The organism is Clostridium homopropionicum DSM 5847 (assembly GCF_001263795.1).
Lineage (GTDB): Bacteria > Bacillota > Clostridia > Clostridiales > Clostridiaceae > Clostridium_H > Clostridium_H homopropionicum.
Genome location: NZ_LHUR01000010.1, coordinates 80,746 through 105,594, shown reverse-complemented (window position 1 = coordinate 105,594; position 24,849 = coordinate 80,746). Strand labels below are relative to the sequence as shown.

The 24,849-nt window shown below is 30.8% G+C and carries 24 protein-coding genes, 1 other RNA gene and 1 riboswitch; of the genes, 24 read left to right on the top strand and 1 reads right to left on the bottom strand.

Features of this window, described 5'->3' with window-relative positions; genetic code table 11:
* Positions 1-12 precede the first annotated feature (12 nt).
* The 9 genes from CLHOM_RS01770 (at position 13) to ppdK (ending at position 9,621) form a co-directional block, all read left to right on the top strand.
* Positions 13-2,049 (top strand): HD family phosphohydrolase, encoded by a 2,037-nt coding sequence (locus tag CLHOM_RS01770; RefSeq protein ID WP_052219965.1) that lies wholly within the window; start codon positions 13-15, stop codon positions 2,047-2,049.
* Between the two features lie 17 nt (positions 2,050-2,066).
* Complete coding sequence (ybeY, locus tag CLHOM_RS01765) at positions 2,067-2,567, top strand: rRNA maturation RNase YbeY (RefSeq protein ID WP_052219964.1); 501 nt, start codon at positions 2,067-2,069, stop codon at positions 2,565-2,567.
* A gap of 8 nt (positions 2,568-2,575) precedes the next feature.
* On the top strand, positions 2,576-3,274 hold the full coding sequence (locus tag CLHOM_RS01760; protein ID WP_052219963.1) for a diacylglycerol kinase: 699 nt from the start codon (positions 2,576-2,578) through the stop codon (positions 3,272-3,274).
* Between the two features lie 77 nt (positions 3,275-3,351).
* Complete coding sequence (locus CLHOM_RS01755) at positions 3,352-3,750, top strand: cytidine deaminase (protein ID WP_052219962.1); 399 nt, start codon at positions 3,352-3,354, stop codon at positions 3,748-3,750.
* A 9-nt stretch (positions 3,751-3,759) separates the two neighbouring features.
* Positions 3,760-4,647, top strand: a complete 888-nt coding sequence (era, locus tag CLHOM_RS01750) for a GTPase Era (protein ID WP_052219961.1) — start codon at positions 3,760-3,762, stop codon at positions 4,645-4,647.
* A gap of 67 nt (positions 4,648-4,714) precedes the next feature.
* Positions 4,715-5,461: a DNA repair protein RecO gene (gene recO, locus CLHOM_RS01745; RefSeq protein ID WP_052219960.1), complete on the top strand. Its 747-nt coding sequence runs from the start codon at positions 4,715-4,717 to the stop codon at positions 5,459-5,461.
* Position 5,462: 1 nt separating this feature from the next.
* Complete coding sequence (locus CLHOM_RS01740; protein ID WP_052219959.1) at positions 5,463-6,110, top strand: DUF4342 domain-containing protein; 648 nt, start codon at positions 5,463-5,465, stop codon at positions 6,108-6,110.
* A gap of 148 nt (positions 6,111-6,258) precedes the next feature.
* Entirely contained in the window at positions 6,259-6,900 is a 642-nt protein-coding gene (ccpN, locus tag CLHOM_RS01735; protein WP_139205641.1) for a transcriptional regulator CcpN, read from the top strand.
* Between the two features lie 93 nt (positions 6,901-6,993).
* Entirely contained in the window at positions 6,994-9,621 is a 2,628-nt protein-coding gene (gene ppdK / locus CLHOM_RS01730; RefSeq protein WP_052219957.1) for a pyruvate, phosphate dikinase, read from the top strand.
* 47 nt (positions 9,622-9,668) lie between these two features.
* Here the strand turns inward: ppdK and CLHOM_RS01725 are convergent, their stop codons facing one another.
* A complete protein-coding gene (locus tag CLHOM_RS01725) occupies positions 9,669-10,730 on the bottom strand; it encodes a CotS family spore coat protein (RefSeq protein ID WP_052219956.1) in 1,062 nt (353 codons plus the stop codon).
* A gap of 151 nt (positions 10,731-10,881) precedes the next feature.
* Here CLHOM_RS01725 and CLHOM_RS01720 point away from each other — a divergent pair, with 151 nt between their 5' ends.
* The 15 genes from CLHOM_RS01720 to CLHOM_RS01665 all read left to right on the top strand — a co-directional run bounded on the left by CLHOM_RS01720 (position 10,882) and on the right by CLHOM_RS01665 (position 24,830).
* Positions 10,882-11,910: a deoxyguanosinetriphosphate triphosphohydrolase gene (locus tag CLHOM_RS01720; protein WP_052219955.1), complete on the top strand. Its 1,029-nt coding sequence runs from the start codon at positions 10,882-10,884 to the stop codon at positions 11,908-11,910.
* Between the two features lie 217 nt (positions 11,911-12,127).
* Positions 12,128-13,915, top strand: coding sequence for a DNA primase (gene dnaG / locus CLHOM_RS01715; protein WP_052219954.1), 1,788 nt, complete (start codon positions 12,128-12,130; stop codon positions 13,913-13,915).
* 4 nt (positions 13,916-13,919) lie between these two features.
* Positions 13,920-15,035, top strand: a complete 1,116-nt coding sequence (gene rpoD / locus CLHOM_RS01710; RefSeq protein ID WP_052219953.1) for an RNA polymerase sigma factor RpoD — start codon at positions 13,920-13,922, stop codon at positions 15,033-15,035.
* Between the two features lie 69 nt (positions 15,036-15,104).
* Entirely contained in the window at positions 15,105-15,995 is an 891-nt protein-coding gene (locus CLHOM_RS01705; RefSeq protein WP_052219952.1) for a PH domain-containing protein, read from the top strand.
* An 11-nt stretch (positions 15,996-16,006) separates the two neighbouring features.
* Complete coding sequence (locus tag CLHOM_RS01700) at positions 16,007-16,696, top strand: tRNA (adenine(22)-N(1))-methyltransferase (RefSeq protein ID WP_052219951.1); 690 nt, start codon at positions 16,007-16,009, stop codon at positions 16,694-16,696.
* A complete protein-coding gene (locus tag CLHOM_RS01695; RefSeq protein WP_052219950.1) occupies positions 16,687-17,502 on the top strand; it encodes a Nif3-like dinuclear metal center hexameric protein in 816 nt (271 codons plus the stop codon). Before CLHOM_RS01700 ends, CLHOM_RS01695 begins: the two co-directional genes overlap by 10 nt.
* A gap of 95 nt (positions 17,503-17,597) precedes the next feature.
* Positions 17,598-18,008: RNase P RNA component class A (rnpB, locus tag CLHOM_RS02170), an RNA gene on the top strand.
* Positions 18,009-18,105: 97 nt separating this feature from the next.
* A riboswitch (THF riboswitch) is annotated at positions 18,106-18,209 on the top strand.
* A 62-nt stretch (positions 18,210-18,271) separates the two neighbouring features.
* Entirely contained in the window at positions 18,272-18,790 is a 519-nt protein-coding gene (locus tag CLHOM_RS01690) for a folate family ECF transporter S component (RefSeq protein WP_052219949.1), read from the top strand.
* A gap of 96 nt (positions 18,791-18,886) precedes the next feature.
* On the top strand, positions 18,887-19,051 hold the full coding sequence (locus tag CLHOM_RS18440) for a hypothetical protein (protein ID WP_175478658.1): 165 nt from the start codon (positions 18,887-18,889) through the stop codon (positions 19,049-19,051).
* A gap of 182 nt (positions 19,052-19,233) precedes the next feature.
* Positions 19,234-20,304: a C40 family peptidase gene (locus tag CLHOM_RS01685; protein WP_052219948.1), complete on the top strand. Its 1,071-nt coding sequence runs from the start codon at positions 19,234-19,236 to the stop codon at positions 20,302-20,304.
* Positions 20,305-20,457: 153 nt separating this feature from the next.
* Positions 20,458-20,829 (top strand): four-helix bundle copper-binding protein, encoded by a 372-nt coding sequence (locus CLHOM_RS01680; protein ID WP_052219947.1) that lies wholly within the window; start codon positions 20,458-20,460, stop codon positions 20,827-20,829.
* Between the two features lie 257 nt (positions 20,830-21,086).
* On the top strand, positions 21,087-21,806 hold the full coding sequence (locus tag CLHOM_RS01675) for a hypothetical protein (RefSeq protein WP_052219946.1): 720 nt from the start codon (positions 21,087-21,089) through the stop codon (positions 21,804-21,806).
* Between the two features lie 116 nt (positions 21,807-21,922).
* Positions 21,923-22,189: a metal-sensing transcriptional repressor gene (locus tag CLHOM_RS01670; RefSeq protein WP_052219945.1), complete on the top strand. Its 267-nt coding sequence runs from the start codon at positions 21,923-21,925 to the stop codon at positions 22,187-22,189.
* A gap of 21 nt (positions 22,190-22,210) precedes the next feature.
* Entirely contained in the window at positions 22,211-22,360 is a 150-nt protein-coding gene (locus CLHOM_RS18435) for an LDCC motif putative metal-binding protein (RefSeq protein WP_175478657.1), read from the top strand.
* Positions 22,361-22,379: 19 nt separating this feature from the next.
* Positions 22,380-24,830 carry a heavy metal translocating P-type ATPase gene (locus CLHOM_RS01665; protein WP_074782842.1) on the top strand — a complete coding sequence of 817 codons (2,451 nt, stop codon included), beginning with the start codon at positions 22,380-22,382 and terminating at the stop codon, positions 24,828-24,830.
* The last annotated feature ends 19 nt before the right edge of the window (positions 24,831-24,849 follow it).

Below are 24,849 nucleotides of genomic sequence, written 5' to 3'. Positions count from 1 at the left end.
ACGTGATATAAGATGATTAAAATTAGAGATACTATTGAAAGAAATCATTTTAAGAGAATACTCACCTTTATTTTTACTTTTATTTTTTTATCAGCAATAATAGTCACTTCCCTTGTTACTAAAAAATACGCCTTAAAAGAAGGCGATATTGCAAAGGTTGATATAAAAGCAACAAAAGAAGTTACAGACACTTTAAAGACTGAAGAAAAGCAGCAACAAAAGGCAGAAGCTGTACCATTGCAATATAATAAAAATTTAGAAATAAAGAATCAAGCTATTGACCAGTTAGATAATCTTTTTTTTAAAGCAAACAAGCTAATTGATACTACTTTAAGTGAAGATGCAAAAATTGAACAATTAAAAAAAGAAACTCAAGTTAATTTATCTGAAGATGAACTAAGGGTTTTGGTAAGTCTTAATAAAGCTCAGCTAAAAACACTACAAGAAAACTTGAATAATATTATGGATAAGGTATTAGATTTAGATATTAGAAAAGATAATGAAGAGGATTTGAAAAAAGCTCAAGATGCTATTTCCGTAAATTTCAATAGTTCAAAGCTTTCAAGAAGCCTTAGAGATTTAGGAATAAGGATTGGTACTCTAGAAATTAAGCCAAACTTTTTTTATGATGAAGAAAAAACTAATGAGTTAAAGGCAGATGCTAAAAAGTCTGTTCAACCAATTACTATTAAAAAGGGGCAAATTATTGTTAAAGAAGGAGAACCAGTAACAGAAAGAGATTTGATAATATTAAGAGATTTAGGCCTTCTTGATAATAATGACAATAAATTTACTTATATCTCTGTTGCAGTACTAGTATTATTATCTCTGTTTTTACAATGGTTTTATCTTTATAGATACTATAGAGAAATTTATTTAGACTCAAACAACATGATTCTAATCAGCATTTTAACTTGTTTATCTATTTTGCTGGCTAGAACTATAGCTATTATTTCACCTTTTTTAATTCCTTTAGCATGTGTTCCTATGCTTTTTACACTGCTAATTAATTATAAGGTTTCAGTCACCTCAAACATTATCAACTGTATTTTAATTAGTGCTGTAGTACAATTTAATATTGAAATAACTTTGTTAGCAATAATTAATAGTATTCTTGGAGCAGTAGCTTTAAAAAAGCTTCAGCAAAGAAATGATATTTTATATGCAGCATTATTTGTAGGAGTAATGAATGTAATTTTAACCTTAAGCGTAGGATTTTTACTTAGCAATAATGCTATTGAAGTATTAAAAAAAGCAGGATATTCCTTTGCAGGAAGCATAACTGCAGCGATTTTTACAATAGGCTTTTTACCTATATTTGAAAGTACATTTAATATTGTAACTACTATAAAGCTTCTAGAGCTATCTAACCCTAATCATCCGGTTCAAAAGAGATTACTTTTAGAGGCACCAGGTACATATCATCACAGTGTTTTAGTTGCAAATCTTGCAGAGGTGGCTACTGAAAAGGTAGGAGGAAATCCTGTACTTGCTAGAGTCTGTGCATATTATCATGATATCGGAAAGATAAGAAGACCAATGTTCTTTAAAGAAAATCAAGTAACAAAAGACAATCCTCATGATAAAATTAATTCTAATTTAAGCACTCTTATAATTACCTCTCATATTAAAGATGGGGTTGAGATTGCAAAAGAATATAAACTTCCAAAGGAAATAAGAGATGCTATACAACAGCACCATGGGACTTCTCTTGTAAAGTATTTTTATATTACTGCAAAGAATAATAGTGATAAACCTGAAGAAGTAAAAGAGGATGATTTTAGATATCCTGGCCCAATTCCTACGAGTAAAGAAATAGCTATCTTAATGCTAGCTGATGCGGTGGAAGCGGCTGTAAGATCAATAAGTGAGCCAACAAAAGGTAAGGTTGAGGAAATGGTTAATAACATAATAAAGGCAAGGTTAAACGAAGGACAATTAGATAATTGTGATCTTACATTAAAAGATTTAAATAATATTAGAGAAGCTTTTCTAAAGGCACTTTCTGGAATTTATCATCAAAGAATAGAGTATCCTACAGAGAAATAAAAGGAGATATTTTTGAAATGATTTATATAGACAATAGACAAAATAAGATACCGGTAGGAGAAGAATTAATTCAGAATGTAGAAAAAATAATTGAATATACTCTAGATAAAGAACAAGTTAATATTAAAACAGAAATAAGTGTAATATTTATTGATAATGAGAAAATTATGAAAATTAATGGAGAACAAAGAGGGATTAATAAGGTGACGGATGTGTTATCCTTTCCAATGCTCCATTATCCAAAGGGTAAGGTATATAAGGAAGTATATTTAGACTTTAAATTTGGAACTGAAGACTTGAATGAAGGCGAACTAATTCTAGGAGATGTTGTAATTTCTTTAGAAAAGGCAAAAGAACAAAGTGAAGAATTTGGGCACTCATTTTTAAGAGAGGTATCCTATCTTACTGTCCATTCTATACTTCATTTATTAGGGTACGACCATATGGCTGAAGAGGATAAGGCTAAAATGAGGCCTAGAGAGGAAGAAATACTAGAAAACTTTAATATAAGAAGGTAGTGATCTAAATTAAAAAAGTAAAAAAACTTGTAGATAGTTTTAACTATGCTATTCAAGGAATAATATATGCTGCTAGAACTCAAAGAAATATGAAAATACATATAATTGTGTCATTGATAGTACTTAGTGCATGTTTTTTTTACGATTTAAGTAAAGTTGAACTGTTAGTAATTACCTTAACAATAACAATGGTATTATTAGCAGAAATGATTAATACTGCTGTAGAGTGTGCAATAGACTCGACAACAAATTACTACCATCCCTTGGCTAAAATAGCTAAGAATGTGGCTGCTGGAGCTGTATTAATTACTGCAATAAATTCTGTTCTTGTTGGGTATATTATATTTGGAGATAGATTAATGCCCTTTACTTTTATTGTTATCAGAAAAGTGAAGGATTCAAATCCATATATGATTTTTTTAAGCTTGGTGATAGTTTCTTTAGCAACGGTTATTGTGAAGGCTATATTTGGGGAAGGTACTCCTCTTAAAGGGGGAATGCCAAGCGGCCATAGTGCTATAGCCTTTTCTATAGCTACAACAATAGCATTGCTAACAGAAGATCCTACAGTTATTATACTTAGTTACATTATGGCTTTTATAGTTGCACAAAGTAGAGTAGATTCAGAGGTTCACTCCATATTGGAAGTATTAGTTGGGGGAATATTTGGTTCCTTACTTACATTGCTTATATTCAAAATATTATAATATTTTGAAATGGACTAAATACATGGTATAATTTATACACTTAGTATATTTAATAAATTATCCTGTGGAGGAAAAATATGAAATATAATAAATTAATAAAAGAAGCCTTAAAATATAGAGAGAGAGCTTATGTGCCCTATTCTAAATTCAAGGTTGGGGCAGCAGTTCTTATGGAGGACGAAAATATATATGGTGGATGCAACATAGAAAATGCTTCTTTTGGTGCAACAAATTGTGCTGAAAGAACTGCCATATTTAAAGCAGTAGCTGAAGGAAATAAAAAATTAAAGGCAATAGCTGTGGTTGGAGATTTATCAACATATACATCACCTTGTGGTATATGCAGACAAGTGATTAGTGAGTTTGGAAGTAAAGATACAGATATTATTTTAGTAAAAAGTGAAGAAGACTATATAATAAAAAAGTTAGAAGATATGCTGCCGAAGGCATTTACTAAAGAGGATTTGGAGAAATAAGGAGGAAATATGTTTAAATCAGGATTTATTACTGTCTTAGGAAGACCAAATGTAGGTAAGTCTACACTAATAAATAGCATTATTGGAGAAAAACTTTCTATAGTGTCTTGTAAGCCTCAGACTACAAGAAATAATATAAGAGCAATGCTTACAAAGGAAGATTTTCAAATTATATTTGTGGATACTCCTGGTATTCATAAACCGAGACATAAGCTTGGAGAATACATGGTTAAAAGTGCAGAGGATACTGTAGGAGAAGTGGATTTAATTGCATTTATGACTAATCCACAAGAAGAGATTGGAAAAGGAGATGAAAGGATTCTAGAAGGATTAAGAAATACTAATAAGCCAGTATTCTTAATAATTAATAAAATAGATGAAAATCCTCCAGAATTAGTTGCTAAAACTCTTCAAGTATACTCTCAATATATGAATTTTGCTGAGGTAATTCCTATTTCTGCAAAGAAGTCAAAAAATATTGATTTACTTGTAGACTTAATGGTTAAATATATGCCTGAGGGACCTAAGTACTATCCAGAGGATATGATAACAGATCAGCAAGAAAGATTTGTAATTTCAGAAATCATTAGAGAAAAAGCCTTAAAGTTATTATCAGAAGAAGTCCCACATGGAATAGCTATAGAGATACTAACAATGAAAAAAGATTCTAAAGGTATGTATAATATAGATGCAAATATATTATGTGAAAAAGATTCACATAAAGGAATAATAATTGGTAAGGGAGGTCAAATGCTTAAACGTATTTCTACCTATTCAAGACAAGATATGGAAAAGTTCCTTGGAGCAAAGGTAAACCTTCAAGTTTGGGTAAAGGTTAAAAAAGAATGGAGAGATAGTAGCTTTCTTTTGAAGGAACTTGGTTATAAGGAAAAGTAAAAAAGAATCAAATAATTTAGTTATTTATTCCTAATATTAGGTTATAATATAATTAGGGGATGGTAGTCTGTCAATATTTAAAACCAATGCTATTGTACTTAAAACTCAAGACTATAAAGAAAATGATAAGTTAGTATGGATTTTTACTGATAAACTAGGAAAAGTATCTGCTATTGCACGAGGTGCAAAACGAAGTAAAAGCAAATTTCTATCATCCACTCAACCCTTTTGTTTTGGAGAATTTATTTTATTCAGAGGAAAGAATTTATATACTATAAATGAAGTGGAAATAATTGATTCTTTTCAAGGTATACTAAAGGATATAAATTCAATTACATATGGTACCTATCTTTGCGAACTAATAATAATTGCATTACAGGAAGAAGAAAGTGATAGAGAGTTGTTTAAGGATCTTATTAAATCATTTTATCTAATTTTAAATAATGCAGTAGATTTGGAGATTCTTGCAAGAGCTTTTGAACTGAGAATATTAAAATCTACAGGATATGGATTTAATTTCGATAAATGCTGTATTTGCAATAAAACAATAAATAAATCTAATTATTTAAGCATACAATATCATGGTGGAACCTGTAGTGAGTGCAATAAGTTAAATGGGCTAAATTTGAGCTATGGTTCCTATAATGTATTAAAATTTTTAGATAGGGTCACAATAGAAAATATACCTAGGCTTAATGTAACAGAAGAAATAAAAAAGGAAATATCTAAAATTTTAAGTATATTTATTTCTCAATGTTATTCAAAGAAGCCAAGTAGCCTAGAAATACTAAACTATTTAAAAGGGAGTGAATAAAATGGGTGAAATATCCTTAGAAAAAATCGACATAATAAGAGAAAGAACAGAAGTTACTTACACAGAAGCTAAAGAGGCATTAGAAGAATGTGATGGAAACGTAGTAGATGCTCTTATTTACATTGAAAATAAGCAAAAAGTTTCAAGAGATGATTTGTATACTACTAAAGATGAATTTGTTAAATGGATTAAAGATGTTGTAAATAAAGGAAATGTAACAAGAATAAGAATTAAGAAAGACAATAAAGTTTTAACAGATATTCCTGTAAATGCTGGTTTAGCAGCAGGAGTAGTTGCTCTTATATGGCCGCCTATCCTAGCTTTAGGAGTTGTAACAGCGGTATTTACAAAAATAACTATAGAAATAGTTAAAAGTGATGGTTCTGTAGAAATTGTAAACAAAATTATAAAAGATAAGGCTAAGGATGCAAAAGTTAAAGTTGAAAATATGACTTATGATGTAAAGGAAAAGGTTGATGATTTTAGATCTGACGTGAAAGAAAAAGTTGAAGATATTACCTCTGATGTAAAAGACAAATTTGATAAAAAGGTTGAATCATCAAATAAAGAGGAAACTGTATATAAATATACAGTTACTTTTGATGATATGGACAAAAGGGAAGAAGATAATAAACAAGACGGCAGATAATACTGTCGTTTTTGTTTTTAACAACGCATAATGACTAATTAGTATATTATTCACCTGAAAAATTAGTAAAAATGATATATAATTTGATAAAAAGTGCTATACTATTTAAAAAGTTTTTGATATAATTATGAAGGTGGGTAAAAGGAAGGTGAAAAAAATTAATTTATCAACTAGACAAAAAGATATTATTGAGTTAGTTAAAGCAAATCAGCCTATAACAAGTGAGCAATTAGCAAGTAAAATTGGTGTTACAAGAGCGGCATTAAGACCAGACCTAGCTATTCTTACTATGACAGGAATACTTGAAGCGAGACCTAAGGTTGGGTATATATGTTCTCAAAAGTCCTCCTCAAGTTTGATTTACGACTACATACGAAAGATAAAAGTTAAAGATGTCATGACTAAACCAGTTACCATTGATGAGCAAACTACAGTGTATAACGCTATAGTAAATTTGTTCTTAAATGATGTGGGTACAATATTTATTGAAAACAATGGTTATTTAGTCGGAGCAGTATCAAGAAAAGACTTCCTTAAAACTGCTATTGGTGGTACTGATATTAATAAGGTTCCTGTTGGTATTATTATGACTAGGATGCCTAACATAGTATTTGTAGAACCAGAAGATTCAGCTTATGAAGCTGCTAAAAAGATTATTGAAAGGGAAGTAGACAGTCTTCCAGTTATTGAAAGAATTTCAGAAGGAAACGGGGATAAGGTAAAGGTTATTGGAAAACTATCTAAAACTAATATAACTCGTTTATTTCTAAAACTCAGTGAAAACACCTAGAAATTTGTTGGACGATTTGGGATTTGGTTCTATTTTAAATGGGGTGACCCGAAACAAATATAAATATTATTATTGCAAAAGGGGAGTTTCAGGATGGATAATAAATTTGTTTACCTTTTTAGTGAAGGAAATGCAGAAATGAAAAATCTCCTTGGGGGTAAAGGTGCAAACCTTGCAGAGATGACTAATTTAGGAATACCTGTTCCTCAAGGATTTACAATTACTACAGAGGCATGTACAAAATATTATGAAGATGGAGAAGTAATTTCCAATGTAATAGTTGAGCAAATAATGCAAGCTCTTGCAAAAACAGAAGAGATTACTGGAAAAAAATTTGGAGATTTTAACAATCCTCTTCTAGTGTCTGTAAGATCTGGAGCAAGAGCATCTATGCCTGGAATGATGGATACTATTTTGAATTTAGGTCTAAATGATAAAACTGTTGAAGGAGTCGCAAAATTAACTGGAAACGAAAGATTTGCTTATGACTCTTATAGAAGATTTATTCAAATGTTTTCAGATGTTGCAATTGATATTGAAAAAAGAAAATTTGAAAATATTTTAGAAGAAATAAAAGAATTAAAAGGCGTCCAATATGATACAGAATTAGATTCTGAAGACTTAAAGAAAGTTGTGCAAAGATATAAAGAATTATTCCTTAAAGAAATGGGTAAAGAATTCCCACAAGATCCAAAAGAACAATTAATGGATGCAGTTAAAGCTGTGTTTAAGTCTTGGAATAATCCAAGGGCTATAGTTTACAGAAGATTAAATGACATACCTTCTAGCTGGGGAACAGCAGTAAATGTACAATCTATGGTTTTTGGTAACATGGGAGATAACTCAGGTACAGGTGTTGCATTTACAAGAGATCCTGCAACTGGAGAAAAAATAATTTTCGGTGAGTACTTAATTAACGCCCAAGGTGAAGACGTTGTTGCTGGTATAAGAACACCACAACCTATAACTAAACTTGAAAAAGAATTACCAGAATGTTATAGAGAATTTATGTCAATAGCTAATAGACTTGAAGCTCATTATAAAGATATGCAGGACATGGAATTTACTATCGAACAAGGTAAATTATATTTCCTTCAAACTAGAAATGGTAAAAGAACAGCACCAGCTGCATTAAAAATTGCAGTTAATTTAGTTGAAGAAGGGGTTTTAACTAAAGAAGAAGCTCTCTTAAAGGTAGAACCAAAACAATTAGATACATTACTTCATCCTGCTTTTGATGCAGATGAACTTAAAAAAGCAGTTCCAATAGCTAAAGGATTACCTGCTTCACCAGGAGCAGCATGTGGAAAGGTATACTTCACTGCTCAAGATGCAAAGGAAAAACACGAAAAAGGTGAAAAAGTAGTTTTAGTAAGACTTGAAACTTCACCAGAAGATATTGAAGGAATGGTAGCCGCTGAAGGTATTTTAACTGGAAGAGGTGGAATGACATCTCACGCTGCAGTTGTTGCTAGAGGAATGGGTACTTGCTGTGTTGCAGGCTGCGGTGAAATAAAAATAGATGAAGAAAATAAAGTATTTATAGCTAATGGAGTGACATATAAAGAAGGAGATTATATTTCTCTAGATGGAAGTACTGGAAATGTATATGGAACTGCTATTAAAACAGTAGCTCCTGAAATTACAGGATATTTTGGTACATTTATGGCGTGGGCAGATGAAATTAGAAAGTTAAAGGTTAGAACTAATGCTGACACTCCTAGGGATGCAAAGCAAGCTATAGGCTTTGGTGCAGAAGGAATAGGACTATGCAGAACAGAGCATATGTTCTTTGATGAAGCTAGAATTCCAGCTGTACGTGAAATGATTGTATCAGAAAATGAAGAACAAAGAAGAAAAGCTCTTGCTAAGCTATTGCCAATGCAAAGAGAAGATTTTATCGGAATATACGAAGTTATGGAGTATAGACCGGTTACAATAAGATTCCTTGATCCACCACTACATGAATTCTTACCTACAGAGGAAGAAGACATTCAGGATTTAGCTAAGGAAATGGGAATCAGTTTTGAACATTTAAAATCAACTATTGAATCTTTACACGAATTTAACCCTATGATGGGACACAGAGGCTGTCGTCTTACTGTTTCATATCCTGAAATAGCTGAAATGCAAACAAGAGCTGTAATTGAAGCAGCAATCAAGGTTAAGAAGGATAAGGGATATAACATAGTTCCAGAAATAATGATTCCTTTAGTTGGTGAGGTTAAAGAATTAAAATATGTTAAAGATATTGTAGTTAAAACTGCAAATGAAATTATAGCTTCAGAAGGAATAGATTTAAAATATTTAGTAGGAACTATGATAGAAATACCAAGAGCTGCTCTAACAGCAGATGATATTGCAAAAGAAGCTGAGTTCTTCTCTTTTGGAACAAATGATTTGACTCAAATGACTTTTGGCTTCTCAAGAGACGATGCTGGTAAGTTCTTAAATAGCTACTATGAAAAGAACATTTATGAATCAGATCCATTCCAAAAACTAGATCAAACTGGAGTAGGAAAACTTGTTGAAATGGCAGTTAAGCTAGGTAAGAGTGCTAGAGAAAATATTAAGTTAGGAATCTGTGGTGAGCATGGTGGAGATCCTTCATCAGTTGAATTCTGTCACAATGTTGGATTAAACTATGTATCTTGTTCTCCATTTAGAGTACCTATAGCAAGACTTGCTGCTGCACAAGCACAAATTAGAAATCCAAGATAAACTTAAAAAGAAATAAGTATAAAATAAAGTCACCAATATAGGTGGCTTTATTTTATACTAAATTTATTATTAATATATTGGTTAAAGGAATCTACAAACTTAATTTGATCATCAATGTCCCTTAGTGATTTACTTAGAATATTTATAAAACTTTTCTTATTGCATTTATTTATGTTTTTATAGTAATCTCTAGATATTTTCCAGTATTTTTGGGGGAAGGCTAGATAACCTAATAAATAGCTGTATTCATTAACATTCAAAGGCTTTATTTCTTCATAGGCTTTCAGACATTCTAAAAGAATGTCTATATTCCAACTACTTCGTTCACGTCTTAAAACTCTTCTTAAAGAATAAGATAAATCGTAAATACAGTAATCGATTCTACATTTATCAAAATCTATTGTCCATAAGTTATCGTTTTTATCATAAATTAAATTTTTACTTACATAATCCATATGACAAAGAGAGATACTTAATTTATCAAAATCCGTTAAGTTTAGCGATGCCAAGGAAGCATTAGCTAAGTATAGAGCTTTTTCAAAATAATTTAAGTATATTTTAGAAAACATGTCTTTTTCTTTAAAAGCTAAATTTGAGTTTATAAGCAGATTTTCAAAGTGCTTATTTATGGATAAAAATAAATTGTTACATCCTTTTCTATAAGTACTTCCACTAACAGGGAAAAAACCTTTAGATAAAAAGTGCATATTGGCTAAATTTTTATAGGAATATAGAGTCTGGTTCTTTGAGGAATAATTACATTTAGGGCCATCAATCCATGGAGTTAATATAAAAAGCATATCTTCATATTCAACAAAGCGTCCCTTATCTTTATTTGGGAGTATTCTAGGGACATATATATTGTTTCTATAAAGCCATTCGATGGCTGAATAAACAAAAAGAAGTTCATCTTTGTCAAAATACACTTTTTTTAAGCAAAAATCACCATTAGAAGAGGTGATTTTATAAACAGCTCTTTGCTTATCAGTATCTTTAAATTTTATTGCTGTAACCTTAGAATTTTCTAGATTATAGTAAGGAAGAATATTTATTTTTACATTTTCCTCAGATAATAAATTAACATCATAGGAATTAGCGGGTAAGGGCATAACAACACCTCACTTAATAGAAATCTCATTATAAAGATATTATAAAAGTTTATATAATATACATTAAATTAAAAAGGATTTATCTTGTTAATATAGAAATACTAAAATATAGGATAAATTAGAGGCTTTATAATTTAGGAGGAGTTTCTAGATGAAAGTACGAGAGAGAATCCAAAATAATGAAAAACTAACCTTAATAAAGTATGCAACCTTTTCTAATAGTAGTTTAGGAAGAAAAGTAAAGGAAAAAGAAGATGATATAAGAACAGTATTTATGATTGATAGAGATAGAATTATACATAGCAAATCTTTTAGAAGATTAAAGCATAAGACACAAGTATATATAAAAACTTTTGGAGACCATTATAGAACTAGACTTACACATACTTTAGAGGTAGCCCAAATTGCAAAGACCATTGGGAAGGGTATAGGTCTAAATGAGGATCTGATAGAAGCAATTGCTTTAGGGCATGATATTGGCCATGTTCCTTTTGCGCATAATGGAGAAGATGTATTAAATAAGCTTAATCCAAATGGATTTAGACACAATGAAAATAGTGTAAGAGTTCTCACTAAAATAGAAAAGGGAGGAATAGGGCTTAACTTAACCTCGGAAGTATTAGATGGTATCTTACACCACAGTGGTTTTTCTAAATTATCTAATAAGGCATTTACACTTGAAGGACAAGTGGTTAGATATAGTGATAAAATTGCATATGTAAATCATGATATTGATGATTCTATAAGAGCAGGCTTACTTAATGAAAATTCTATTCCAGAGGAATATGTAAAGACTCTTGGAAAAACTCATGGAGAGAGAATAGGAAAGCTAGTTGAAGATTGTATATACAATACTTTAAATAATATTGAGAATAACAAAATACAAGTTTCACTAAGTGATGAAATTGAGAATTGTCTTTCTGGATTGAGAAACTTTATGTTTAAGAATATATACAATGGAGAAATTCTAAAAAAGGAACGAGATAAAGCCAAATTTGTACTGGAACAGGTATATTTATACTTTTTAAATAATCCAAATAAAATGCCGGAGTTTTATAGAAGTATAGTTGAAGAAGAAGGGCTTTACACAGGAGTAACTGATTATATTGCAGGTATGAGTGATGACTACTGTTTATGCTTATTTAATGATTTATTTGTGCCTAAATTGGTTATTTTCTAATTTAAAGTATAATATTTACAAGTATAGGTAAAATATATTTGTCAATAGTAATTAAAGAATATAAAAAATTGAAGGATATTTGTATTTTATAAAGAATATAATAAAAGATGAATATAAGGCAATAAAAAAATATATATATTAAAGAAGGAAAATAAGTTTTTTTGTCGAATATAAATAAGGTTCGTGTAAAAATTATTAAACAGGTGGTAATGCTTCATTGATAAGTGAAGAAATAATTCAGAGAATTAAAGATGAAAATGACATAGTTGATGTAGTATCAGAAACTGTTAAGTTAAAAAAAGCCGGGAGAAACTATTTAGGACTTTGTCCATTTCATCATGAAAAAACTCCTTCTTTTAGTGTTTCTCAAGAAAAACAAATTTATAAATGTTTTGGGTGTGGAGAAGTAGGTAATTCTATTACCTTTATAATGAAAACTAAAAATCTACCCTTTATTGAAGCAGTAAAATATTTAGCAGAGAAAGCAAATATAAATATTGAGTCTACTTATGGTAAAGAAAATCCTAAAATTAAAGAGAAGAATTTAAGACTCTATGAAATAAATACAGAAGCTGCAAAATTTTATTTTAAAAATTTGCAAGGAAATAAAAAAGTTATAGAGTATTTTATGAGAAGAGGATTAGTTAATAAAACCATAAGGAAATTTGGATTAGGATATGCTGAAGAAGGGTGGAAAAATCTTATATTTTATTTGAAAAAAAAGGGTTATACTGAATTAGATTTACTGAATGCTGGGTTAATCATTAAGGGTAATAATAATTCTTATTATGACAGATTTAGAAGCAGGGTTATTTTCCCGGTATTTGATATTAAAGGAAGGGTCATAGGTTTTGGGGGAAGAGTTTTAGACGATTCTAAGCCTAAATATTTAAATTCTCCAGAGACTGAGGTTTTTAAAAAGGGTATAAATCTATATGCTTTAAACTTTGCAATTAAAGATAATAAAGATAGAACTATGATTATTGTAGAAGGCTATATGGATTGTATATCTTTACATCAATATGAAATAACTAATGTTGTAGCTTCACTAGGAACTGCATTAACCGTTGAACAAGCAAAGCTTTTAAAAAGGTATGCTGACAAAATTATAATTTCCTATGATTCTGATTTAGCAGGACAAAGTGCAACAAGTAGAGGATTAGAAATATTAAGGAAAGAAGGCTTTGAAATAAATGTATTATTACTTCCGGAAGGCAAAGATCCGGATGAATATATTAGAAATAATGGGAAAGAAGCTTTCTTAACTTTGATAAATAATTCTATACCATTTTTAGAGTATAAAATTAAAGCTGCAAGAAATGGCCTGGATTTAAGAAATAAAGAAATGATGATAAAATATATGGAAAAAGTATGCGAAATAGTATCTGACTTAGATCCAATTGAAAGGGATGTATATATTAAAAAAGCTTCAGAAGAAACAGGTATAAAAGAGCAGGCAATTTACGACTTACTAAATGAAAGAAACAAAAAAAATGTAAATAAACTGAAAAAAACGTATATTATGGATAAAATTGGACAAAATTTATATTTAGAACCGGCTTATATTAAAGCGGAACGAAATTTACTTAAAATGATGCTTGAAAATATAAATAACTACACTTATGTTATAGAAAATATTAATGAAGATGATTTAATATTAGATGCTCATAAGAAAATATTCAGCTTGATAAAACAATTTATTGAAGAAGATGTTGAGAATATAAGTGAACATATTGAAGCAAATTGCAATACTTTAGAAAGTTCAAAAGAATGGATTAGTATTCGACATTCAGAAGTTTTATATGGCGATAATTATAGAGAATTGATTAGAGATTATATTAGAGAAATAAAAAAATCTAAGCTAGAGGAGTCGAAGAAGGAAATCATGATTAAAATTAAGGAATATGAGGACCAAGGTTTGTTTAAAGAATCTTTGCGACTTGTAAAAGAACTCGATTTAATACAAAAGGCAATAATGGAAATAAGTCTTACAGAGAGGAGGTAGCAGCATGGTAGAAAACAAAAAGATTGATAATTCTAAGAAGGTCAATATAAAAGACAACAGTGAAAAAATGAAAATAATAAAGAATCTAATTGATAGAGGAAAGAAAAATGGAAGTTTATCCTACAAAGAAATCATGGATGAATTAGACAGTGTAGAATTAAATCCTGATCAAATAGAAAAAATTTATACTGTACTTGAATCTATGGACATAGAGATAATTGGCGACATGAAGGATATGGAGATAGAAGTAGAAGTAGAAGAAGAGATTGATCTTTCTGTTCCAGAAGGTATCTCTATTGATGATCCTGTAAGAATGTATTTAAAAGAAATAGGTAAAGTACCCCTACTTTCTCCAGAAGAGGAAATTGAACTTGCTAAAAAAATAGAAAATGGAGATATGAGTTCCAAAAAGAAATTGGCTGAAGCTAATTTAAGATTAGTTGTTAGTATAGCTAAAAGGTATGTAGGAAGAGGAATGCTATTTTTAGACCTAATTCAAGAAGGAAATTTAGGTTTAATTAAAGCAGTAGAAAAATTCGATTATAGAAAAGGGTATAAATTTAGTACTTATGCAACTTGGTGGATTAGGCAGGCAATAACTAGAGCCATTGCAGATCAAGCAAGAACTATTAGAATTCCTGTTCACATGGTTGAAACAATAAACAAACTAATTAGAGTTTCAAGACAACTGCTTCAAGAGCTAGGTCGTGAACCTTTGCCAGAAGAAGTTGCTGAGATAATGGAAATGCCTGTAGATAAGGTTAGAGAAATTATGAAAATAGCTCAAGAACCTGTTTCTTTAGAAACTCCTATAGGCGAAGAAGAAGATAGCCACTTAGGCGATTTTATTCCTGATGATGAAGCACCAGCACCAGCGGAAGCAGCAGCTTTTACCATGTTAAAGGAACAACTTATAAATGTACTTGATACACTTACTCCAAGGGAGGAAAAAGTATTAAGATTGAGATTTGGTCTTGATGATGGAAGAGCTAGAACTTTAGAAGAGGTTGGTAAAGAATTTAATGTTACAAGAGAAAGAATAAGACAAATAGAGGCTAAAGCCTTAAGAAAGCTGAGACATCCGAGCAGAAGCAAAAAGCTAAAAGACTATTTAGATTAATTTATATAAAAGGAGTAGAGGTTAACTTTGCTCCTTTTTTATGATATAATATTTTAAAGAGGTGATAGAGTGGAAATATTTAGAGCAAGCAAAGGTATAGGACATTTTTTCGTTGTTCTACTAATAATAGTTTCAAATTTAGGAATTTTATTGCTTAGTAAATTAATTGATTTATATGTAATATTATCTCTAATAAAAATATTTCTCATAGTATTTAATATTTATGCAATCTACTATTTCCTTTTAGCTATTTCTTTAAAGTATAAGATTGATGATGAAAGCTTATCCATTATAGGCATATGGGGTTTAAAAAAAGTTATCATACCTTTTAATAAGATAGAAGCTTATAAATCCTCTCTTGGTATACTAAATGGAGTAAAGCTGTCAGGTATAGGGAAAAATAAATTTGCCTTTGGAAGATACGTTTTAGATAAAATAGGAACCACTAGAATGTTTGTAACGAATAATCAAACAGTGGTTTACCTAAAGGCGGAAGAAATTAATTTTGGAGTATCACCTGAAGAAATGGAAAGGTTTACAAAAGCTTTAGAAAAGAAAAATATACCTAAGGTTGATTGGGAAAATGTTAAGAAGAAAGAAGTAAGTTTGCATAAGGATAGACGCTTTATGCTTCCTTTTATATTAGTAAGTATAATTATAGTGCTGCAAACCCTAATACCTTTAATTTTATACATAAAAGGATTACTTCCAAATGAAATCCCTTTAAGCTTTAATGATCAATTCCAGCCGCTGAAAATGGGAACTGCAAGACAATTTGCTTCAAAGCAAACAACATATGGAGTATTAAATATGGCTATCTTACTTTGCATGTACTACGCAGCTCATTTCCATGCAAAATATGATAGGAAAACTGCTCAAACATATATATATGTATCCTTAGCAGTCTCATCAGTATTTTTTTTAATGTTAATTAAGACTATTTTTAGGTTTGTTATATAGGAGATTAATAAATGAATATAAGCACTAGACTTAAGGCTATAGCATCACTTGTGGATAAATGTGATAAGCTTGCTGATATTGGGACAGACCATGGATATTTACCAATATATTTAATAGAAAATCACGTTTGTAAAAAAGCTATTGCATCTGATATAAATAAAGGGCCTGTTGAAAGAGCAAAGGAAAATATCGTAAAAGAAGGCTTAGAAGATAATATTTCCTGCAGACTAGGTCCAGGAATGAAGACAATAAAACCACATGAGGTGGATTGTGCTATTATTGCTGGGATGGGTGGAAATTTAATAAGAGATATAATTGAACAAGATAAAGAAGTATTTAAAAGTCTACAGTATTTAATACTACAGCCTGTTCAAAATCCAGATGTACTTAGAAAATATATTTATGACAGTGGATATGAAATTATAGAAGAAGAACTATGTATTGATGAAAATAAATACTATGAAATTATTAAAGTCAAATATGGTGAAAAATCACAGAAACCCGATCCTATATACTATGAAATTAGCAGTAAATTAATTGAAAGGAAACATCCTCTCATAAAAGAGTATATTGATTTTAAAATAAATAAATATAATAATATTTTAAGCTATATATCTGAAGACACAGCTTTAGCTGATGAGAGAAAGATACAATTAAAGCATAAGATAAATAAACTGGAGGAGAAGCTAGAATGCCTTTAAAAGTTAAGGATATAAAAAATATTATTGAAGGATTTGCTCCTGTAAGATTAAAGGAAAGTTATGATAATGTTGGACTTATGGTAGGAGATTTAGATGCAGAGGTTACTTCTATCCTTATAGCCTTAGATTGTACTTTAGAGGTTATAGAAGAGGCAATAGCAAAGAAATGCAGCTTAATTATAACTCATCATCCTTTGCTATTTATAAAACCATCTACAATAACTACAGAAACCTTAACAGGTAAGAAGGTAATACAGCTTATAAAAAATAATATTAATTTATATTCAGCACATACAAATTTAGATTCTGTAGAGGGCGGAATTAACGACAGCTTAATGAAGATTTTAGGATTTGAGCAATATGATATAATTGAGATTTCTAAAAATATAAACTCGCAGGAAGAGAAAAGTGGTATTGGAAGAATAGCTGTTTTAAACAAACCTACTACCTTATTAGAATTAAGTAAAAAAATTAAGGAAACCTTAGAGCTGCCCTTTGTAAGGTATAGTGGTAAAGAATCTTTAGAAATAAATAAAGTGGCAATAATTAATGGAAGCGGACAAGATTATTTTCATCTTGCTAAAAAACTAGGAGTTGACTGCATCATTACTGGGGATACTACATATCATTATGTAAGTGACTTTAGAGAAGAAGGCATTGGAATAATAGATGCAGGACACTTCGGAACTGAATGGCTGCCTTATAAAAAAATAGGAGTTATTATTAGTGAAAAGCTAAAAGATATGGGATTTAGTAATCAGATTATCTTTTCAAATATAAATAAAGAACCTTACAACATCATTTAGTAAATATTATTTTAAACGTAATTATGCAAATTATTACTAGCCTGGAATTAAAAATAATTTGATTTTTATATTATATTATGTTAATATGAATTTTGCGAGTAAGCCAGATGGTCGCTGCTGCATAAAAGCAGGAGAGGAAAGTCCGAGCTCCATAGGGCAGGGTGCTGGGTAACACCCAGTGAAGGCAACTTCAAGGAAAGTGCAACAGAGATATACCGCCTAAGTTTATAGGAATACATTCTAACAAGTTAGAATGCATAAGTTCCACAAGCCAAATCATAGATTTGGAGTGTCACTTAGGTAAGGGTGGAAAGGCGAGGTAAGAGCTCACCAGCGCACTGGCGACTGTGCGGCTATGTAAACCCCATCTGGAGCAAGATCGAATAGGAAGACGTAAGGGGCTGCCCGTCCCGTCTTCGGGTAAGATCGCTTGAGTCTATTGGTAACAATAGACCTAGATAGATGACCGTCTAATACAGAACTCGGCTTATAGGTTTAGTCGCATATTGAAAACACAACCTTTGAAGGTATGTGTTTTATTTTTTTTGCTTGCAAAAATTTAATTATTTTACTATAATTAATTAAAAATATTTTTGCAATTCAGGCAGAGTAGGTATATGTGCGTTAAGTGCTGGTAGAACGGGAAGTTGTCTACTTGACGAAAAATGGAGTTTCCATTTGCGGTACATATATTGCATTCCGCTGCCATTAAAGGGACAAGTATTACCCTCTTTTTGGCATATTGCATTTAAGAAAGGAGGGTGTTATTTTGAACAAGGTCAATAAAATAGTCTATTTAGGGCTGCTCATATGCTTAGAGGTTATCTTTACTAGATTTTTATCTATACAGACACCGATTATTAGGGTAGGCTTTGGGTTTTTGCCAATTGCAGCTGCAGGTATATTATTAGGACCACTTTGGGCCGGAATTGCAGCAGCTATAGCAGATATTTTAGGAATGATGATTTTCCCAAAGGGAGCATATTTTCCTGGATTTACTGTAAGTGCTTTTGTTAGTGGATTGATATATGGTATTGCTTTTTATAAGAAGCCTATATCATTATTTAGAAGCACCATAGCAGTTGTAGTTATCATTGTAATTATAGACTTGTTTATGAATACTTATTGGCTTACTATAATTACAGGAAAAGCAGCAAAGGTAATTTTGTATCCAAGACTAATAAAAACAATTATAATGCTGCCTATACAGACAGTTCTAATCTTTTCCTTATGGAAAGTGATAGAAAAATTAGACTTCTTAAGGAATTTTAAAAGAGCACAAAACTAAAATCAGCACTTGGAGCTAATAAAGAAGCTTCCAAGTGTTTTTTATACCCCATTAATTATCGCTAGCCTCACGTATATAAAATGGGGAGGGGTAAATATGAGAGTAAATAAAATAATAGAAATGAATAAACATTATGAACACAGAGGAGAAATCGAGTTTAAACCTAAGAAGGATAATTCTAATAATGAGAATATATCCTTTTCTGAAATCTTAAATAAAAACATGAAAAAGATTGAGAGAAAGATATCCACCCAAAGTTGAAGAATTAAAAGAAGAAACTAAATAAAATAAAAATCTTTTAAAAGGGTCATTTGAGAATAAAACACTTCTATTCATATGATCCTTAAATTTTATATTACTATATCTTCATATGTTCTTCATAATAAATTGATATTATATTACAAGCATTCTATTAAAAACTTAAACATTAAAAGGAGGAAGGAATGAAAAGGATACTGATGAAAAAACTTCTGAGATGCTTTATTTTAGTTTTTATTTTAGCAATTTCACTACATAAACCAGTTTTAGCTGACCCGCCAGCTGAACAAAGAGGGAATCAAAGATTTGAAATAGAACAAAATATCGAGAAGCTAGATATGCAAATAGAAGAAGTGATGGGTAAAATAAAAGAGAATAATGATAAAATTGCTAGGATACAGGAAAATAAAAAATCTACAGAAGCAGAATTTGAGAAGGCAGAAGAAGAAGTTAGAAATGAGCAAGAATTATATAATGAAAGAATACGAGTTATGTACATGAATGGATCTGTAGGATATTTAGATGTAATTCTTGGTGCAGAAAACCTAAGTGACCTATTTCAAAAAATTGAGGCTGTTAAAAAGATAACTCAGTTGGATAAAGAATTAGTTCAAGAATTAAAAGAAAAACAGGAATATTTAAAGAGTAAAAGAGATGAATTAAATAAGCAGCAGGATGAGCTAGTAGAATTGAATAAGGAAAATAATGAAAAATTAAATAATTTAAAAACTAAAAAGAATGAACAGAAGAACCTAATTGCAGAAGCAGAAAGACAAGACAGGTTAAATGCAGCTTCTTTTGAGGCAAGTCAAAGCCAAGTTGATAAAACTTTACAAGGTATAATGTCTAATAAAAAGGCATCAGAAGCTAAGGTTAGGTTATCAAGAGGAGGCACAGGAGTTTCTAGTAGCGAAATAATAGCTTATGCATCAAAATTTTTAGGTACACCATATTTGTGGGGCGGAACAACACCAGAAGGTTTTGATTGTTCTGGATTTACTCAATATGTGTACAAGCATTTTGGAATATCCTTAGGAAGAACTACAAAGGATCAAATATACGATGGTGTTGGAGTTTCAAGAGATCAGCTTCAACCGGGAGATTTGGTTTTTTATGGGAAAGGTGGAGTGCCAAGCCATATGGGTATTTATATTGGCAACGGAATGTACATACATGCTCCAAGAACAGGAGAGGTTATTAAAATTTCATCCTATGGAAGAGCAGACTATATAACAGCTAGGAGAATCATAAGATAGAGGGACAGAATATTTTCTGTCTCTTTTTTTTGCACTTATAAGAAATTACTATAGGTTTATTAAAATTTTAGAAATATTTTTTTGTAATAATTTAAATTCTAAAGTAAATAATAAGTTTTGGGACAAAAAATAAATTTTTAGGAGGAAGAAATTATGCCAGTTACAATGAATATGCCAACAGTATCACTTATATCAGGTGGTAATCCTTATCAAGCTTGTATTGATGCATGCATGAAATGCGCTCAAATATGTGAAGAATGTTTTGATTTATGTCTATTAGAAGCTGATGTAAAAGCAAGAAAGGATTGTATTAAAAGTCTTCAAGATTGTGCTGAAATTTGTTCAACAGCTGCTTGCTTTATGTCAAGAGGAAGTGGAAGTATAAAAGCAATATGCAATGTATGTTCTACAATATGTGATAGATGTGCTACTGAATGTGATATTTTTAGTGATCAACATTGTAAAGCTTGTGCAGATACCTGTAGACAATGTGCAACAGAATGCAAAAACATGGCAAGTATGTAATAGCTTATAATGGTAACTAAGTAAATTATAATGCATAATGAAATGAGCCTAAAGCCTTTGAAAAAGTAATAGAACGTAGGTGGATTTGTGAAAGTACAAATATGTCTACGTTCTCAAATTAGATAAATGTTTTTCCAGTACATATATTACAATTAATATAAATGTTAAGATAGTATAAAAATCTTCATATAATCTTCATATAATTTAATTATTATGTATCTATAGAAAAAATAAAATAGTTTAAGGAGTTTGATTATATGAAGAAAACTAAAAAAATAGTAGCAATAATTGTTGCTTCAATAGTATTACTATCCTTAGCAGGTTGCAATAGAAGGATAACTGGAAGTAAAGAAGCAGACAATGCTTTAACAGCTTTTAACGAAATTGTTAAAGCTTACCCAGAAAATAAGGGTTTTCATAGTGCATTGCAGCACTGGGGCTTTAAACTTCCAACAGGAGAAAAGTTTGAATGGAGCAAGGATATGTCATCAAACAAAGCAGATTTTGCAATGGTAATGCTTGCAGATCCATTAATTAAAGCAGGATTAGATGTAAATAAACTTGATAAGAATGAATGGTTATATGAACCAGCTGGTAAAGATGATAAAGGACAAGATTTACCAAACCGCTTAATTAAGCCATTTAACGTAAGTGATAAAAAGGAAGCTTCCAATGGATCAGAGGATTCTATGAGAAGACTTTTAAAGGTTGATCCAAACATTGTAAAGTATCATAAAAATCAACAACATTATGGATTAAAGCTTGGAGATGGAAATGAGGTACAATGGACTGAAACCATGGGATTAAATGATGCAGATATGATATTTGTTCTTAAAGCTGAGCCGCTTGTAAAAGCAGGATTAGACATAAATAAACTTCAAGGAAGTGGATGGGTATTTAAGGAAGCAAGTAATGATGATATGGGCATAGGACCAAATCCAGACCAAATAGTAAAGATTTTTGATATAAAGAAATAAAAATATTTACCTTTTAAATATTATAAATATTTCTCTTGACAGTTTTTGATGAAGGGAATATATTATAAGTATACCACCCCCACATAGGGAGGGGGTGGTAGTGGAGGAGGATATTTATGAACGAAGAAAAAAAGAAAGCCCTGGTATCATTAAAGACTGCTAAGGGACAAATAGAGGGAATCATCAAAATGCTCGAAGACGGTAGATATTGTGTTGATATTTCTAATCAAATTATTGCAGCGCAGGCTCTGTTAAAAAAGGCAAATATGCTAATCTTAAAGCAGCATATGCATCATTGTGTAAAAGATGCTGTAAAGGAAGATAAAGCTGATGAAAAGATAGATGAAATAATAGATATTTTAGAAAAAATTATTAAAAAATAAATTTTAGGGAGGTAATGTACTATGTTAGATTCTTTAAAAAACTATTTTAAAAAATCTATAAAAAAAATGGCAGAAGAAAATAGTAAAACTTTTGGTAATGGTAAAATGGATTGTTGTGATTTGAATAGAGCAAATAATGCAGTAAAGAAACAAAATAATAGTGGTAAATAACCAAAAAGAGGTGGAGGTTTTGGATAAAAATCTTAAAATAGAAGGAATGACTTGTGCGGCCTGCGCAAAGGCTGTAGAAAGAGCATCTAAGAAGTTACAAGGTGTTAATGAAGCAAATGTTAACTTTGCTACAGAAAAACTTACTATAAATTTTGATGAAACAAAAGTTTCTATACCAGATATTCAGGCTGCTATTGAAAAAGCAGGTTACAAGGCTCTTGTTGAAGCAAATATAAAATCATTAAAAATAGAAGGAATGACCTGTGCTGCTTGTGCTAAGAATATCGAAAGAGTTACAAAAAAATTAGATGGTGTTGTAGAATCAAATGTAAATTATGCAACTGAAAAACTAAATATAACCTATGAGCCTTCTAAAGTTAGAGTTTCAGATATTAAAAAAGCAGTAGAAAAGGCTGGATATAAAGCTATTGAAGAAGAAGTAAATGTAGATACAGATAAGGAAATGAAAGAGAAAGAAATAAAGTTGCTTTGGAAAAAGTTTATTATTTCTGTGATTTTTTCAGTACCACTTCTAGTTATAACAATGGGGCATATGTTTGGTGAAGCTATTGGATTTCAACTTCCGCAGTTCATAGATCCAATGATGAATCCAAGGACCTTTGCTATAGTACAATTGATTCTTGTATTGCCGGTTATTATAGCTGGGCATAGATTTTTTACAGTTGGTTTTAAATCTTTAATTAGAAGAAGTCCTAATATGGATTCTTTAATTGCTATGGGTACCAGCGCAGCATTCTTGTATGGAATATTTGCTATAGTACAGATTTTTAAAGGTAATATAGACTATGCTTATGATTTATATTTTGAATCAGCAGCAGTAATTATTACTCTTATTACACTGGGTAAATATTTAGAAGCTGTTACAAAAGGAAAAACTTCTGAAGCAATAAAGAAGCTCATGGGACTTGCACCCAAAACAGCCATAATAATAAGAGACGGTAAAGAAGTAGAGACTCCTATTGAAGAAGTTGAGGTTGGAGATATAATACTTGTTAAACCAGGTGAAAAGATGCCTGTTGATGGTGAAGTGATAGAAGGTATGACCTCTGTAGATGAATCAATGCTAACTGGAGAGAGTATACCTGTAGAAAAGAATGTAGGAGATAAAATAATAGGTGCAAGTATAAATAAGAATGGTTCAATTAAGTATAAAGCTACTAGAGTTGGTAAAGATACTGCTTTAGCTCAAATTATAAAACTAGTAGAGGATGCTCAAGGGTCTAAAGCTCCAATTGCAAAAATGGCTGATATTATTTCTGGGTACTTTGTTCCTGTAGTTATAAGCATTGCTCTTATTTCAGCATTTGCTTGGTATATGTCAGGAGAAACTGGAGTATTTTCTCTAACAATATTTATTTCAGTACTTGTTATTGCATGTCCATGTGCATTGGGACTTGCAACTCCAACAGCTATTATGGTTGGTACAGGTAAGGGTGCAGAATATGGAATTCTAATAAAGAGCGGTGTGGCATTAGAAACTGCTTATAAAATAAAAACTATTGTATTTGATAAAACAGGTACTATTACTGAGGGTAAGCCGAAAGTAACAGATATAGTTGTTACAGAGGAAATAACTAAAGAATATTTATTACAATTAGCTGCATCAGCAGAAAAAGGTTCAGAACATCCTCTTGGAGAAGCTATTGTAAAAGAGGCTGAAGAAAAAGAGGTAGAATTCAAGAAGCTTGACTTCTTTAAAGCTATACCAGGGCATGGAATTGAAGTTAAGATAGATGGCAAAACTATACTATTGGGAAATAGAAAACTTATAGCTGAAAGCAATATATCATTTGAAAATCTAGAAGAAACTTCACATAAGCTAGCTGAAGAGGGTAAGACTCCAATGTATGTAGCTATTGACGGTAAGATGGCAGGAATTATTGCAGTAGCTGATATAGTAAAAGAAAATAGCAAAAAGGCTATCGATAAGCTTCATAAAATGGGTATTGAAGTTGCCATGATTACTGGAGATAACAAGAGAACTGCAGAAGCTATAGGAAAGCAGGTTGGAATTGATAGAATATTAGCTGAAGTTCTTCCACAAGATAAAGCAAATCAAGTGAAAATACTTCAAGGGGAAGGTAATAAAGTTGCTATGGTTGGGGATGGTATAAATGATGCTCCAGCTCTAGCACAAGCAGATATAGGTATTGCGATAGGCTCAGGTACAGATGTTGCCATGGAATCCGCTGATATAGTTCTTATGAGAAGTGATCTTATGGATGTTCCAACAGCTATACAATTAAGTAAGAAAACTATATTAAACATTAAAGAAAACTTATTTTGGGCATTTGGATATAACACTCTGGGCATACCTGTAGCTATGGGAATACTATATATATTTGGAGGACCACTTCTAAACCCAATTATAGCAGCAGCAGCAATGAGTTTTAGCTCAGTATCCGTTTTATTAAATGCTTTAAGATTAAAGGGATTTAGACCAAATTAGTCAAAATAAATTATTTAAA